Source organism: Sphingomonas sp. (assembly GCF_036677245.1).
Lineage (GTDB): Bacteria > Pseudomonadota > Alphaproteobacteria > Sphingomonadales > Sphingomonadaceae > Allosphingosinicella.
The window spans coordinates 1-13690 of the sequence record NZ_JAKFCG010000029.1 but is presented as its reverse complement, the minus strand read 5'-3'; the positions used below and the strand labels follow the sequence as shown (position 1 = coordinate 13690).

Genomic DNA, 13690 nt, shown 5'->3' with positions numbered 1-13690 from the left:
GAAGGCGACCGTGCCGCGGTACCGCTACGATCAGCTCATGCGCCTCGGCTGGAAGGTGTTCCTCCCGCTGTCGCTGATGTTCGTCGTACTCGTGTCAGGCTGGCTCATGTTCACGAGGTACGGATGACCGTCGCCCATTTCATAAAATCGTTCACCCTGTGGGAGTTCGTGAAGGCGCATGCCCTCACGCTGAAGTATTTCTTCAAGCCCAAGGCGACGATCAACTATCCGTTCGAGAAGAACCCGCTGTCCCCGCGCTTCCGGGGCGAGCACGCGCTGCGCCGTTATCCCAATGGCGAGGAACGCTGCATCGCGTGCAAGCTGTGCGAGGCGGTGTGCCCGGCGCAGGCGATCACGATCGAGAGCGAACCGCGCGAGGACGGCAGCCGCCGCACCACGCGCTACGATATCGACATGACCAAGTGCATCTATTGCGGTTTCTGCCAGGAAGCCTGCCCGGTCGATGCCATCGTCGAAGGGCCGAACTTCGAATACGCGACCGAAACGCGCGAGGAATTGCTATACGACAAGGCGAAACTGCTGGCCAACGGGGACAAGTGGGAGCGGGCACTGGCCGCGAACCTTGAAGCCGATGCGCCCTACCGATAGGGGCCGCGCCGACACATGATCCAGGTCCTCGCCTTCTACCTATTCGCAGCCCTCACCATCGCGTCCGCGGTGTTGGTGATCACCTCGCGCAACCCGGTGCATTCGGTGCTCTGGCTGATCGTGGCGTTCTTCAACGCCGCGGGCCTGATGGTGCTCGTCGGCGCGGAGTTCATCGCGATGCTGCTGGTGATCGTCTATGTCGGTGCGGTCGCGGTGCTGTTCCTGTTCGTGGTGATGATGCTCGATATCGACTTCGCGTCGCTGCGGGCCGGTTTCGTGAAGAACTTCCCGCTCGGCCTGCTGATCGCGCTGGTGCTGCTGGCCGAACTGATCTTCGGGATCGGCGCATACCAGGCCGGCCGGATCGAGCTTGGCACGGGAACCGCCGACCAAGTGCCCGTGATGGCTGAAAGCAACATCGCGGCGATCGGACAGCTCCTTTACGGCCAGTACCTGTTCCTGTTCGAAAGCGCGGGCATCATCCTCCTCGTCGCGATGGTCGGGGCGATCGTGCTTACGTTGCGCGACCGTAAGGACTCCCGTCCGCAGAACATCGGCAAGCAGGTGCGCCGCCGTCCGCAGGATGCGACGCGGAACGTGAAGCCAGAGATCGGGCAAGGGGTTCAGTTGTGATCGGCGTCGAACACTACATCGTCGTCAGCACGATCCTGTTCGTGCTCGGCGTGCTCGGCATCTTCCTCAACCGCAAGAACGTGATCGTCATCCTGATGGCGATCGAGCTGATCCTGCTCGCGGTCAACATCAACCTCGTCGCCTTCTCGGCGTTCCTTGGGGACATGGTCGGCCAGGTGTTCGCGATGTTCGTGCTCACCGTCGCCGCCGGCGAAGCCGCGATCGGGCTCGCGATCCTGGTCATCTACTTCCGCGCCCGCGGCACGATCGCGGTCGACGACATCCACCAGATGAAGGGTTGAGATGAACGTCCAGCTCCTCGTCTTCCTGCCGCTGATCGCGGCGGTGATCGCCGGTCTCGGCAACCGCCGGCTCGGCAACACCGGCGCCAAGCTGGTGACGACCGGTGCCTTGTTCGTCTCCTGCGCCTTGAGCTGGCCGATCTTCATCGGCTTCCTCACCGGCCACGAGACGGCCGGCGTGCACAAGGTGCTCGACTGGATCCACTCGGGCGATCTCGCCGTCAGCTGGTCGCTGCGCGTCGATGCGCTGACGGCGGTGATGCTGGTCGTCGTGACCACCGTCTCGAGCCTCGTCCATCTCTATAGCTGGGGCTATATGGAGGAGGATCGCTCGCAGCCGCGCTTCTTCGCCTATCTCTCCTTGTTCACCTTCGCGATGCTGATGCTGGTGACCGCCGACGACCTCGTGCAGATGTTCTTCGGCTGGGAAGGCGTCGGCCTCGCTTCCTATTTGCTGATCGGCTTCTGGTACGAAAAGCCCTCGGCCAACGCCGCCGCGCTCAAGGCGTTCGTGGTCAACCGCGTCGGCGATTTCGGCTTCTCGCTCGGCATCTTCGGCACCTTCCTGGTGTTCGGCACCGTCTCGATCCCGGCGATCCTCGCCGCCTCTCCCGACATGGCGGGCGCGACCTTCGGCTTCCTGGGCTATCGCGTCGATGTGATGACGACGCTCTGCCTTTTGCTGTTCGTCGGCGCGATGGGCAAATCGGCGCAGCTCGGCCTCCACACCTGGCTGCCCGACGCGATGGAGGGCCCGACCCCGGTGTCGGCGCTGATCCATGCCGCGACGATGGTGACCGCCGGCGTGTTCATGGTCTGCCGCCTGTCGCCGATGTTCGAGACCAGCGACTCCGCGCTCGCGTTCGTGACCTTCATCGGCGCGGCGACGGCCTTGTTCGCGGCCACGGTCGGCACCGTCCAGAACGACATCAAGCGTGTGATCGCTTATTCGACCTGTTCGCAACTGGGCTACATGTTCGTCGCGGCGGGGGTCGGCGCCTATAGCGCCGCGATGTTCCACCTGTTCACGCACGCCTTCTTCAAGGCGTTGCTGTTCCTCGGCGCGGGCAGCGTGATCCACGCGATGCACCACGAGCAGGACATGCGTTTCTACGGCGGCTTGCGCAAAGAGATACCTTTGACCTTCTGGGCGATGCTCGCCGGCACCTTGGCGATCACCGGCGTCGGCATCATCCAGGTCGCGGGCTTTCCGGGCTTCGGCTTCGCCGGCTTCTACTCGAAGGACGCGATCATCGAATCGGCCTATCAGAGCACGACCGGCGTCGGCGGCTTCGCGTTCGCGGTGACGATCGTCGCGGCGCTGCTGACCAGCTTCTACAGCTGGCGGCTGGTGTTCCTGACCTTCTACGGCAAGCCGCGCTGGGCCGCCTCCGAGCATATCCAGCACGCGCTGCATGACGCGCATGACGGGCACGATTCCCACGGCGCGCATCACGACGATCCCGCCGAAGAGGACAGCGGCCACGACACGCGTCCTCACGAGGCGTCGGCGGCGGAGGTTCCGACCGGCACCGGCGGCTATCATCCGCACGAGAGCCCGTGGACGATGCTCGTTCCGCTTGGGGTGCTTGCGATCGGCGCCGTGTTCGCCGGCCTGATATTCCACGGCGCGTTCCTCGATCCCGAGGAAGGCCTGCATTTCTGGGGTACGAGCATCGCATTCGACGCGCATCTGATGCACGCGCTTCACGAAACTCCGCTGGTCGTGAAGCTGCTGCCGGGAACGGTGATGATCATCGGCTTCCTGATCGCCTTCTGGGCCTATATCCGCAACACGACCTTGCCCGAGCGCTTCGTCGCGCAGTTCGAGCCGCTCTATCTGTTCCTGCTCAACAAATGGTATTTCGACGAGGCCTATAATGTGCTGTTCGTCCGCCCGGCGATGTGGCTCGGCCGCTTCTTCTGGAAGAAGGGCGACGAGCGCACGATCGACCGCTTTGGCCCCGACGGGGCGGCCGCGCTGATCGTCGGCGGCAACGCGCTGACCGCGCGCCTGCAGTCGGGCTATGTCTACACTTATGCGCTGGTGATGCTGCTCGGGCTGGCCGCCGCCGCGACCTGGGCGATGGCCGCACGATGAACGCTCTTGGATTTCCGATCCTTTCGCTGATGCTGGCGATCCCGCTGTTCGCGGGCATCGTCTGCCTGTTCACGAGCGCTTCGTCGGCGCGCTGGATCGCGCTCGCGGCGACGTTGGTCGATCTCGCGCTCGGCATCCTGCTCTGGGCGAGCTACGACATCGGCGGCGCGCAATGGCAGTTCGTCGAGCATCTCGACATCTTCGGCGTGTTCGCCTGGGCGCTCGGCATCGACGGCATCGCGCTGATGCTGATCATGCTCACTTTGTTCCTGATGCCGATCTGCATCGCCGCCAGCTGGGAGTCGATCGAGCAGCGCGTGCCCGAATATATGGCCGCATTCCTGCTGATGGAGACGCTGATGATCGGCGTGTTCGTCGCGCAGGACATCTTCCTCTTCTACCTGTTCTTCGAGGCCGGGCTGATCCCGATGTACCTGATCATCGGCATCTGGGGCGGCGCGCAGCGCATCTACGCGAGCTACAAATTCTTTCTCTACACCCTGCTCGGCTCGGTGCTGATGCTGGTGGCGATGCTGTGGATGGTCCATTTCGCGGGCACCACCTACATCCCGCAGCTGCTCGTCACCGATTTCCCGGCCGAGGCGCAGACTTGGCTGTGGCTGGCCTTCTTCGCGAGCTTCGCCGTCAAGATGCCGATGTGGCCGGTCCACACCTGGCTGCCCGACGCGCACGTCCAGGCGCCGACCGCCGGGTCGGTGATCCTTGCCGGCGTGCTGCTGAAGATGGGCGGCTATGGCTTCATCCGCTTCTCGCTGCCGATGTTCCCCGAAGCCTCGGCGCAATTGTTTTGGCTGGTGATGGGCCTGTCGATGGTGGCGGTGGTCTACACGTCGCTGGTCGCGCTGGTGCAGCGCGACATGAAGAAGCTGATCGCTTATTCCTCGGTCGCGCACATGGCGTTCGTCACGATCGGCCTGTTCGCGTTCAACCGGCAGGGGCTCGAGGGCGCGCTGGTCGTGATGCTCAGCCACGGTCTCGTCTCGGGCGCGCTCTTCCTTTGCGTCGGCGTGATCTACGATCGCCTCCACACCCGCGAGATCGACCGCTACGGCGGCCTCGCCACCAACATGCCCGCTTATGCGACCTTGTTCCTGTTGTTCACCATGGCTTCGGTCGGTCTGCCCGGGACGAGCGGCTTCGTCGGCGAGTTCTTGAGCCTGGTCGGCGCCTATGAGGCGAGCAGCCTGGTGGCGGTGGTCGCGACGACCGGCATCATCCTCGGCGCGGCCTATATGCTCTACCTCTATTGGCGCGTCGCCTACGGCAAATTGGTCAAGGAGGATGTCGCGGCGATGCCGGACCTCAACCGGCGCGAATATGCGATGCTGGCATCGATCGCTGCGGTCGTGCTGTGGATGGGCGTCTATCCGGAGAGCTTCATGGCGCCGATGCGCAAGGATGTTGGGGTGCTGCTCGAGCGGATCGATCGCGCCAAGCCGGCCGGCGACGCACAGCTGGTAAAGGGCCCTGCCAGGCCGGCTGCCGATCAGCATGGCGCCCATGCTGCGCCAGCAGCCCATGGCGCCCCAGCGGCCGGTGCAGGAGCGCATTGATGGGCACTTCGCTGATCCTCACTCTGCCCGAGATCATCCTCTCGATCGCCGCATTGGCGCTGATGATGGTGGCGGCTTACGCCGGTGACCGCGCCGCCAGGCTCTCGACCTGGCTGGCCATAGGCGCATTCCTGGTCGCGGCACTGGTCACGCCCGGGGTGTTCGACGCCGGCGGGATCGCCTTCGATGGGCTGTTCATCGCCGACAGTTTCGCCGCTTTCTCGAAGATCATCGTCTATCTCGCAGCCGCGGTCGCCCTGGTCGCGGCGAGCGGCTGGTTCGCGCGCGACGGCGGCTACAAGACCGAATATCCGGTGCTGATCCTGCTCTCGTCGGTCGGCATGGGGATGATGGTCTCGGCGGGCGACCTGCTCACGCTCTACATGGGTCTCGAGCTGCAGAGCCTCGCCGCTTACGTGCTCGCCTCTTTCCAGCGGCAGGACGAGCGCTCGGCCGAAGCGGGCCTCAAATATTTCGTGCTCGGCGCGCTTGCCTCGGGCATCCTGCTCTATGGCGTGTCGTTGCTCTACGGCTTCACCGGCTCGACCGTCTTCGCCGACGTCGCCGCCGGCCTGGAGCGCGACGGCATCTCCACCGGTGAGCTGTTCGGCATCGTCTTCGTGCTCGCCGGCATCGCCTTCAAGGTCAGCGCCGTTCCGTTCCACATGTGGACGCCCGACGTCTACGAAGGTGCGCCGACGCCGGTCGCCGCTTTCTTCGCCAGCGCACCCAAGGTCGCCGCAATGGCGCTGCTCACCCGCGTCGCCATCTCGGCGATGGGTCCGGCGACGTTCGAATGGCGCCAGATCGTCATCTTCATGGCCTTGGCCTCCACCGTCCTCGGCGGCGTCGCGGCGATCGGCCAGGCGAACATCAAGCGGCTGCTCGCCTACAGCTCGATCAACAATGTCGGCTTCGCGCTGATCGGCCTCGCCGCCGCCACGCGCGACGGAGTCGCCTCGGTGCTGTTCTACATGGCGGTCTACGTCGTGATGACTTTGGGCTCGTTCCTCGTCGTGCTGCGGATGCGCGATGCCGAGGGCCGGCCGGTCGAGACGATCGCCTCGCTTTCGGGCCTGTCGCGGACGCGGCCGTTGCTCGCTGCGGCGATGGCGCTGTTCATGTTCAGCCTTGCCGGAATTCCGCCGTTGATGGGCTTCTGGCCCAAGTTCTTCGTGTTCAGCGCGGCGGTCGAGGCCGGGCTCACCTGGCTTGCCGCAGTGGGCATCGCGACCTCGGTGATCGGCGCTTATTATTATCTGAAGATCATCAAGGTGATGTATTTCGACGATCCCGCCCCGGCGTACGAGCGCAGCCCCGCTCTGACCGAAGGCCTGCTGATTGCCGCTGCCGCCTTGTTCGTGTCGCCGCTCGGCTATTTCCTGATCGCGCCCTTGGAGGCGATGACGCAGAATGCCGCCGGCGCGCTGTTTTGACGAAGAGCGATCGCTCCTGATCCGCACAGTCCCAGAGACTGGCTCCACCAACGACGATCTCGCGATGCTTGCCGAGCAGGGCGCTGCGGAGGGCGCTTGGCTTCGCGCCGAACGCCAGACCGGCGGGCGCGGCCGCCATGGCCGGCCGTGGCAATCGCCGGCCGGAAACCTCTACGCCAGCACGTTGGTGCGGCTGCAGCCGACCGATCCGCCCGCGGCGACGCTTGCGCTGGTCGCCGCGGTCGCGCTTCACGAAGTCGTCCAGGCCTATGCCGGCGACGCCGAAATCCGGATCAAATGGCCCAACGATCTGCTCGCCGGGGGCGCCAAGCTCTCCGGCATCCTGCTCGAGCGAAACCGCGATGCGGTGATCATCGGCTTCGGCGTCAACCTGGCCGATCATCCTCGCGACACCCCGCGGCCTGCCACCAGCCTGGCGGCGCTCGGCGGGGCGGCCGCCGATCCCGCCGGAATGCTGGTCGATCTCGCCGCCAGCTTTGCCGGCTGGCTGTCGCGCTGGCGGAGCGAGGGGTTCGGCCCGGTGCGCGCGCGCTGGCTCGAAAAGGCCCATCCGCGCGGCACGGCGCTCTCGACCACCGACGTCGGCGGTACCTCGCTCGACGGCCTGTTCGACGGGCTCGACGACAATGGCGCGTTGCGGCTTCGCTTGGCGGACGGGTCCACCCATGTCATTCACGCCGGTGACGTCTTCCTGATCTGAAAGCCCGAGCCATGCTCCTCGCCATCGACGCCGGAAACACCAATGTCGTCTTCGCCGTGCTCGACGGGCGCGCGATCCGCACCCGCTGGCGGATCGCCACCGATCCGCGGCGCACTGCCGACGAATATGCCGTATGGCTCCACCAGTTGCTGGCGCTGGAGGGCTTGGGCCGGAGCGACATCGACGCGGTGATCATCGCCACGGTCGTGCCGCGCGCGCTGCACAACCTCGAAGTGCTCGCGAGCAAATATTTCGGGGTCCAGGCGCTGATCGCCGGCCGTCCACCGGTCGATTTTGGGATTACCATCGATATCACCGAGCCGGAGAGTGTTGGCACCGACCGCGTCGTCAACGCGATCGCCGCGCACGAGGCCCATCCGGGCGATCTGATCGTGGTCGATTTCGGCACCGCAACCACGTTCGACGTGGTCGATTACAGCGGCACCTACAAGGGCGGGATCATCGCGCCGGGGATCAATTTGTCGCTCGACGCGCTTGTCGCTGCGGCGGCACAGCTGCCGCGGATCGCGATCGAGGCGCCGGCGCCGGGCACAAGCGTCATCGGACGCAGCACCCAGGAGGCGATGCACTCAGGAATCTATTGGGGTTATATTGCGATGATCGAGGGGCTAGTGGCGCGTATCGCCCGCGAGATCGGGCGTCGCACCAAGGTGGTCGCCACTGGCGGCCTCGCCACCCTATTCGCCGCGCACAGCGACATTTTCGACGCGATCGAGCCCGATCTGACGATCACGGGGCTCGGGCTGCTCTATCAAAGGATCGACACCACAATATGAAGCCCGGCAACGAACTTCTCTTCCTCTCGCTCGGCGGTTCCGGCGAGATCGGCATGAACGTCAATCTCTACGGCTGCCAGGGCAAATGGATGATGGTCGATCTCGGCATGACCTTCGCCGATCCCGCTTATCCAGGTGTCGAGCTGATCCTGCCCGATCTCAGCTTCATCGAGGAACGGCGCGAAGACCTGCTCGCGGTGGTGCTGACCCACGGCCATGAGGACCATATCGGCGCGATTCCCTATCTCGCGACCGATCTCGGCGTGCCGCTCTATGCGACGCCGTTCACCGCGGGCCTGATCGCCGGCAAGCTCGAGGAAGAGGGGCTGCTCCGCGAAGTCACGCTCAAGACGGTCGACCTTGGAAGCGAGTTCCAGCTGGGCCCGTTCGGCCTGCGCTATCTGCCGCTGGCGCACTCGATCCCGGAGATGAACGCGCTGGTGATCGACACGCCCTACGGGCGGCTGTTCCACACCGGCGACTGGAAGCTCGATGCGGCGCCGCAGCTCGGTGCGCCGAGCACGCCGGCGGAGCTGACCGCCGTCGGCGACCACGGCATCCTCGCTCTGGTCTGCGATTCGACCAACGTGTTCAACGAGGAGGCCTCGGGATCGGAAGCGACGGTGCGCGAGGGGCTGGACGCCGTCGTCGCCGCCGCCGAAGGGCGCGTGCTGATCACCACCTTCGCATCCAACGCCGCGCGGCTGCAGACGCTTGGGCAGGTGGCGAAGGACACCAATCGCACGGTCTGCGTCGCCGGCCGTTCGCTCGACCGCATCCTGAAAGTGGCCAAGAGCGTCGGCTATCTCCAGGATTTCCCCGAAACCGTCGATTTCGACGAGGCGATGCGGCTTCCCCGGCGCGACGTGATGATCATCGCCACCGGCGGGCAGGGGGAGAGCCGCGCAGCGCTCGCGCGGATCGCGTTCGACAGCCACAAGATCAAGCTCGACAAGGGCGACCTCGTGGTCTTCTCGTCGAAGCAGATCCCGGGCAACGAGATCGCCATCGGCCGCATCCAGAACATGCTCGCCACCAAAGGGATCGACATGGTCACCGATCGGCAGGCGGACGTCCACGTCTCGGGCCATCCCGGCCGGCCCGAGCTCGCCGAGATGTACAAATGGATCCGGCCGCAGATCATCCTGCCGGTGCACGGCGAGATGCGTCACCTCGCCGAGCATGCGCGCTTCGCCAAGACGCAGGGCGTTCCCCAGGGCATCGTCCAGCAGAACGGCCAGGTCGTGCGTCTCGCACCGGACGGGCCCAAGATCATCGGCCACGAAAAGGTCGGGCGGCTGATCCTCGACGGCGACGTGATCCTCGCCGCCGACGGATCGACGATGAACGAGCGCCGTAAGATCTCGGCGAACGGCGTGATCTCGGTTGCGTTCGCGATGAACGGCAACGACAAGCTGGTCGGCGACGTCCAAATTGGCCTGGAAGGTATTCCGGTCGAGGAGGATCGCGCGGCCTTTGTCGAGGAGGTCTGCGATGCCGCCGCCGCCGCCGCGCGCAAGGCCAAGGGCGGGGAGGATAAATTGCGCGAAGCGGTCCGCCTCGCGGTGCGCCGCTGCGCGACCGAATGGACCGGCAAGAAGCCCGTCATCGACGTGATGCTGCTCAGGGTGTGATGTGAAGCCGGGCTCTATCCTCGCGATTTATCTGCTTTTCTGGGTGATGAGCTTTTTCCTCGTCATCCCGTTCGGCGTCCGGACCGACGAGGAGGCGGGGGTGGAGCGCATGCCCGGCCACGCCGAGAGCGCGCCGCATCGCTTCAATTTCGGCCGCGCCGTGCTGCACGCGACCTTGCTCGGGAGCGCGCTGTTCGCTTTGTTCTACCTCAATTACATCTACGGCTGGGTGAGCGTCGACATGCTCGACTGGGCCGCGCCGCCTGAGAAATAACATAGCTCCCCTCACGCGTGTGGGGCTGCTGCATAAGTAGCCGAGTCATCCAAAAAACCGTTCGGCCTGAGCTTGTCGAAGGCCCTTACTTCATGTTCTTTCCGAGGCTGCTGATCTTGTCCCAATCATCTCGGATCAACGCCATTTTCTTTGCACGGGTCCAACCCTTGATCCGGCGTTCCATAGCCAATGCCTCAAGACGCGTGGGAAATTGTTCGGACCAGACCAGCGCGACCGGCAGCCTCGAGGCGGTATAGCCTCCAAACGAGCCGAAGCTGTGAGCAGCTATGCGTGCTTCGAGATTATCGGTGTGACCGACGTAGAAGCTGCGATCCTCGCAGTGGAGCATGTACGTCCAGAACGGCATGCTTCCAAAAGAGCGTAAGGAGAGGCCTTCGACAAGCTCAGGCCGAACGGATTTTATTCTGTGCCCATCCGATGCAGCGGCTGGTTCGTCCCCCGGACGAACCAGGACGCGGCTGCCTCCCCTCCCGCAAGCGGGAGCGCTGCAAAACTCCGTTCGCGGTGAGCTTGTCGAACCGCCTTCCTTTCTTGCTCAGAGAAGGAAAGGCCTTCGACACGCTCAGGCCGAACGGCTTTTGGGTGACCCGGAACTTTTGCAGCGGTCCCGCAAGCGGGCGGGGAGGCAACTATCTCAGTCTCTCGATCGCCTGCGCCAAGGCGACGTAGAGCTTGCCCATGTCGGACGAAAGCAAGGCGACCCCAAGAGGCGTGCCTTCGCGGTCGGCGAGGATCCGCCGCAGCATCGCTTCGAAATCGTGGATGTAGCGGTTCACCTGGTCGCGGAACTCGGGCTCTTCCTCATAATGCTGCGCGATCTCTCGCGCTTCGCCGGAGTTGAGCAGGCGGACCGCGCGCCGCGTGAAGATGCCGCGGTCGCCCTTCAGATAGGCCGCCCAGGAGGTGTCGGTCACTTCGTTCGACAGGATCTTGGTGACGTCGATCGCGGTCGAGTTGAGCGATTCGATCAACAAGGCGACGCGGCGCGACAATATCTCGCTGTCGCGATCCTCGCTCTCCTTGCGCGTCTCGTTGATCCGCGCCTCGATCGCGGCGGTGGTCTGGCCGATGGTCAGCATCTGGCGGGTGAGCCGCTCGGACGCCTTGCGGGCGGTCTTGACGGCGCGCTGGGCGAGCTCGGTGAGCACGCTCATCTGCTCGCTGACCGTGCTGTTGATCGCGTCGACGACCGCCGTCTTGCTGGCCTCGCCGAGCGCTGCCGCGCTTTCGGGGATGACCGCGGAGATTGCTTCGCGAGCCCGCTCGGCAGCCTGGTTGGCGGTCTCGCGCACCCGGATCAACGCTTCGATCAGCTCGGGGCCGGTGCTCGCCGTCATCCGCCGCGCCGCTTCGTCGGCCTGCTCGGTGGCCGCGCCGAGGCCGCGCAATTGCTCCTCGGCGGTGTTGAGGCCGCTGCTGAGCGTGGCGATCAGCACGTCGAGCGCGGACTGCTGGCGCGCGAGGCTCGCTTCGGCTTCGGCGACCTTGGCGGCGGCTGCGTCCGCGGCCGCACGGATCGCCTCGATCTCGGGCGCGATCCGCGTCGCGGCGCCGTGCGTCTGGCCGGCGAGCGCCTCGACCCGCCCGAGCGCGGTCGGAAGATCGTCGTTGAGCTGCTGCGTGACGCCGTTCAGCGCCTCCGCCATCTCGCTCGCGCGCGCCATGAACTCGCCGGCGCGGTCCTGCTCGCCGCTGAGCTCCTCCGAAAGCTCCCTCAGCGCCTGGCGGACCGCCTCGACCGAGACCGCCAACGCGCCGGTGCCGGTCTCGCCGGTGTCGCTGAGCGCCGCAAAGCGTTGATCGAGCTCGGCCAGATCCTTGGAGAGGCCGGTGACGAGCGCATGGCTGGCCGCATCCTGCGCGGCGAGGTGCGCGGCAAGACCTTCGATCTTCTCGCCGATATGCTCCAGCCGTTGCGCGAGGTTGCGCCCGGCGTCCTCGCCGGCGCGCTCGAGCGCCGAGCGGCTCTGCTCGATCATCGCCAGCATCGCGCTGCCCTGCGCCTCCAGGCCGGAGCGTGCCGCATCGACGGCTTCGGCCGCACGGCTCATCGCAGCGTCGACCCCGGCGGTCATGCTGCCGGCGGCTTCGTCCATCCGCGTCGTCGCGCTGGTCGCGGTGCTTTCGATGCGGGCGAGGTGCGCGGCGAGGCGCTGCGCGGCGCCGCCGACGATCTCGTCCGCCTCGCGGCCGCGCGCGATCAGGGCGGAAAGCTGCCCTTCGAGCGAGCCTGCCTGCTCATGCGCGCCAAGCCCGGCTTCCTTCATCGCCTCCGCGACTGCGCGCGCCTGCTCCTCGGCGCGCGGCAGATCGTGCAGCAGCACGCCGATATCGACGCGGGCCGCTTGCGCGGCATTTTCGAGCGCTTCGGACTTGCGGTCGAGATTGGCGCTCTCCTTGGCGAGATAATGCGCGACCCGGCCGAGGCGGTCGGAAGCCTCGTCCCCGAGTGACATCAATTTCGCGGCTTCGTTGGTCAGGCGGGCATGATTCTCCTCGAGCCGCGCTGCGACGACCGCGAGCAGGCTCTCGAGCGCGCCACTTTCCGTGCGCATCGCCGTCACCGCGCGGGTGAAGCGCTCGGTCTCCCGGCGCGAAGTGCGGCCGAACAGCACCCAGCCGACCGCGAGCAGGATCAAGGGCACACTGACCACTGGCACCCAGCGTACGGCGGCCTCGATCGTCAGCACCGCTTCGGAGCGCAGCGCGACCCACAAGGACGCGCCAAGCCAGGCGAGCGACAGCAGGATCAGGAGACCGGCGAGCAGCCGGGCCGGCCAGGAGGCCGTATCGGGATGCTGGTCTGCCCATTCCTCGGCCGCGGCATGTTCGCCGCCCATCGGCACGACCGACCAATCGGTCTGCTCGACCTCCCCCGTGCCGTCTTCCGGCTGCGCGTCCGCGCGCTGTGGACCTGTTGTCATGGCCCATCTTATCATGTTTCGAGCGGTGGGAAAGAGTCCAAGGAAACGCACCGTTAACGTACCGGCCTTACGAGGGAGGGATGGTCTATGATCCCGGAGCCCTCAACGCCTCGCTCGCCGCCGCCGTCGGCAGCGATCCCGATCTCGTCGCCGAGCTGCGCGCCGCGTTCGTCGAAAGCGCCGCGCGGCAGACCGACCTGATGGGTCGTTCGCGTTGCGACGCCAACTGGCTGCTCGCCGCGAACCGGCTGAAGAGCATCGCCGCGAGCTTTGGCGCGGTCGGCCTGCTCGACCTCGCCGACGAAGCGATCGACGGCGCGCCGGGCGATCCGGTGGTGCTGCGCAAGCTCAAGCACGCGCTCGAGGATTTCGCCGGGAATTAGAAACCCCCTCCGGCAAGGAGGCGGGGCAGGGGGTGGGCTTCACTCACCTCCATCTGAAAAATCACGCGGGGCAGGCGGCTTCTTGCCCACCCCTCAATCCCCTCCCGCAAGCGGGAGGGGAGGTTATTTGTCGCGGATGATCTTCCCCCCTCCCGCGTGCGGGACCATTGCAAAAGTCGGTGAGGAATGATTCTCTAGGCTAAACCTGGAGGGTCATGATGACGGGTCAGCTTGGGTTTGTAGATCATTTGCTGGTGGGGAGTGGATCGCGTCGCAAGGAT

Annotated in this window: 14 protein-coding genes; 12 read left to right on the top strand and 2 right to left on the bottom strand. The window is 65.6% G+C overall.

All coding sequences use genetic code 11. The annotated features are described in order from the left end of the window. The 11 genes from V6M48_RS02835 to V6M48_RS02785 all read left to right on the top strand — a co-directional run. Positions 1-127: NADH-quinone oxidoreductase subunit H (locus V6M48_RS02835; protein WP_332811010.1), on the top strand; the 127-nt coding region annotated here is incomplete at its 5' end. Further along, entirely contained in the window at positions 124-609 is a 486-nt protein-coding gene (gene nuoI, locus V6M48_RS02830) for an NADH-quinone oxidoreductase subunit NuoI (protein ID WP_057882689.1), read from the top strand. The genes V6M48_RS02835 and nuoI, both read left to right, overlap by 4 nt. A gap of 15 nt (positions 610-624) precedes the next feature. Then, the gene (locus tag V6M48_RS02825) at positions 625-1242 is read left to right on the top strand and encodes an NADH-quinone oxidoreductase subunit J (RefSeq protein ID WP_057882690.1); all 618 of its coding nucleotides are present in this window, start codon (positions 625-627) and stop codon (positions 1240-1242) included. Further along, entirely contained in the window at positions 1239-1544 is a 306-nt protein-coding gene (gene nuoK, locus V6M48_RS02820) for an NADH-quinone oxidoreductase subunit NuoK (protein WP_332811008.1), read from the top strand. The genes V6M48_RS02825 and nuoK overlap by 4 nt, the downstream gene beginning before the upstream one ends. Position 1545: 1 nt before the next feature. Then, complete coding sequence (gene nuoL / locus V6M48_RS02815; protein WP_332811007.1) at positions 1546-3645, top strand: NADH-quinone oxidoreductase subunit L; 2100 nt, start codon at positions 1546-1548, stop codon at positions 3643-3645. Then, complete coding sequence (locus V6M48_RS02810; RefSeq protein ID WP_332811006.1) at positions 3642-5219, top strand: NADH-quinone oxidoreductase subunit M; 1578 nt, start codon at positions 3642-3644, stop codon at positions 5217-5219. The genes nuoL and V6M48_RS02810 overlap by 4 nt, the downstream gene beginning before the upstream one ends. Next, positions 5219-6655, top strand: a complete 1437-nt coding sequence (gene nuoN / locus V6M48_RS02805; protein WP_332811005.1) for an NADH-quinone oxidoreductase subunit NuoN — start codon at positions 5219-5221, stop codon at positions 6653-6655. The genes V6M48_RS02810 and nuoN overlap by 1 nt, the downstream gene beginning before the upstream one ends. A 16-nt stretch (positions 6656-6671) precedes the next feature. Further along, positions 6672-7376 (top strand): biotin--[acetyl-CoA-carboxylase] ligase, encoded by a 705-nt coding sequence (locus V6M48_RS02800; RefSeq protein WP_332811009.1) that lies wholly within the window; start codon positions 6672-6674, stop codon positions 7374-7376. 11 nt (positions 7377-7387) lie between these two features. Further along, entirely contained in the window at positions 7388-8173 is a 786-nt protein-coding gene (locus tag V6M48_RS02795) for a type III pantothenate kinase (protein ID WP_332811004.1), read from the top strand. Continuing rightward, positions 8170-9807, top strand: a complete 1638-nt coding sequence (locus V6M48_RS02790; protein ID WP_332811003.1) for a ribonuclease J — start codon at positions 8170-8172, stop codon at positions 9805-9807. The genes V6M48_RS02795 and V6M48_RS02790 overlap by 4 nt, the downstream gene beginning before the upstream one ends. Position 9808: 1 nt before the next feature. Beyond that, a complete protein-coding gene (locus V6M48_RS02785; protein ID WP_332811002.1) occupies positions 9809-10081 on the top strand; it encodes a DUF1467 family protein in 273 nt (90 codons plus the stop codon). 85 nt (positions 10082-10166) lie between these two features. Here the strand turns inward: V6M48_RS02785 and V6M48_RS02780 are convergent, their stop codons facing one another. Then, positions 10167-10448 carry a GIY-YIG nuclease family protein gene (locus V6M48_RS02780; RefSeq protein WP_332811001.1) on the bottom strand — a complete coding sequence of 94 codons (282 nt, stop codon included), beginning with the start codon at positions 10446-10448 and terminating at the stop codon, positions 10167-10169. 283 nt (positions 10449-10731) lie between these two features. Beyond that, entirely contained in the window at positions 10732-13026 is a 2295-nt protein-coding gene (locus tag V6M48_RS02775; RefSeq protein ID WP_332811000.1) for a hypothetical protein, read from the bottom strand. 80 nt (positions 13027-13106) lie between these two features. Between V6M48_RS02775 and V6M48_RS02770 the strand changes: the two genes are divergently transcribed. Beyond that, positions 13107-13409 carry an Hpt domain-containing protein gene (locus V6M48_RS02770; protein WP_332810999.1) on the top strand — a complete coding sequence of 101 codons (303 nt, stop codon included), beginning with the start codon at positions 13107-13109 and terminating at the stop codon, positions 13407-13409. Positions 13410-13690: the final 281 nt, after the last annotated feature.

Bases quoted from the DNA above. Each gene is read 5' to 3' on its own strand.
- nuoI (WP_057882689.1), top strand. From the start codon at position 124: ATGACCGTCGCCCATTTCATAAAATCGTTCACCCTGTGGGAGTTCGTG.
- V6M48_RS02825 (WP_057882690.1), top strand. From the start codon at position 625: ATGATCCAGGTCCTCGCCTTCTACCTATTCGCAGCCCTCACCATCGCG.
- nuoL (WP_332811007.1), top strand. From the start codon at position 1,546: ATGAACGTCCAGCTCCTCGTCTTCCTGCCGCTGATCGCGGCGGTGATC.
- V6M48_RS02810 (WP_332811006.1), top strand. From the start codon at position 3,642: ATGAACGCTCTTGGATTTCCGATCCTTTCGCTGATGCTGGCGATCCCG.
- nuoN (WP_332811005.1), top strand. From the start codon at position 5,219: ATGGGCACTTCGCTGATCCTCACTCTGCCCGAGATCATCCTCTCGATC.
- V6M48_RS02795 (WP_332811004.1), top strand. From the start codon at position 7,388: ATGCTCCTCGCCATCGACGCCGGAAACACCAATGTCGTCTTCGCCGTG.
- V6M48_RS02790 (WP_332811003.1), top strand. From the start codon at position 8,170: ATGAAGCCCGGCAACGAACTTCTCTTCCTCTCGCTCGGCGGTTCCGGC.
- V6M48_RS02780 (WP_332811001.1), bottom strand. From the start codon at position 10,448: ATGCCGTTCTGGACGTACATGCTCCACTGCGAGGATCGCAGCTTCTAC.
- V6M48_RS02775 (WP_332811000.1), bottom strand. From the start codon at position 13,026: ATGACAACAGGTCCACAGCGCGCGGACGCGCAGCCGGAAGACGGCACG.
- V6M48_RS02770 (WP_332810999.1), top strand. From the start codon at position 13,107: ATGGTCTATGATCCCGGAGCCCTCAACGCCTCGCTCGCCGCCGCCGTC.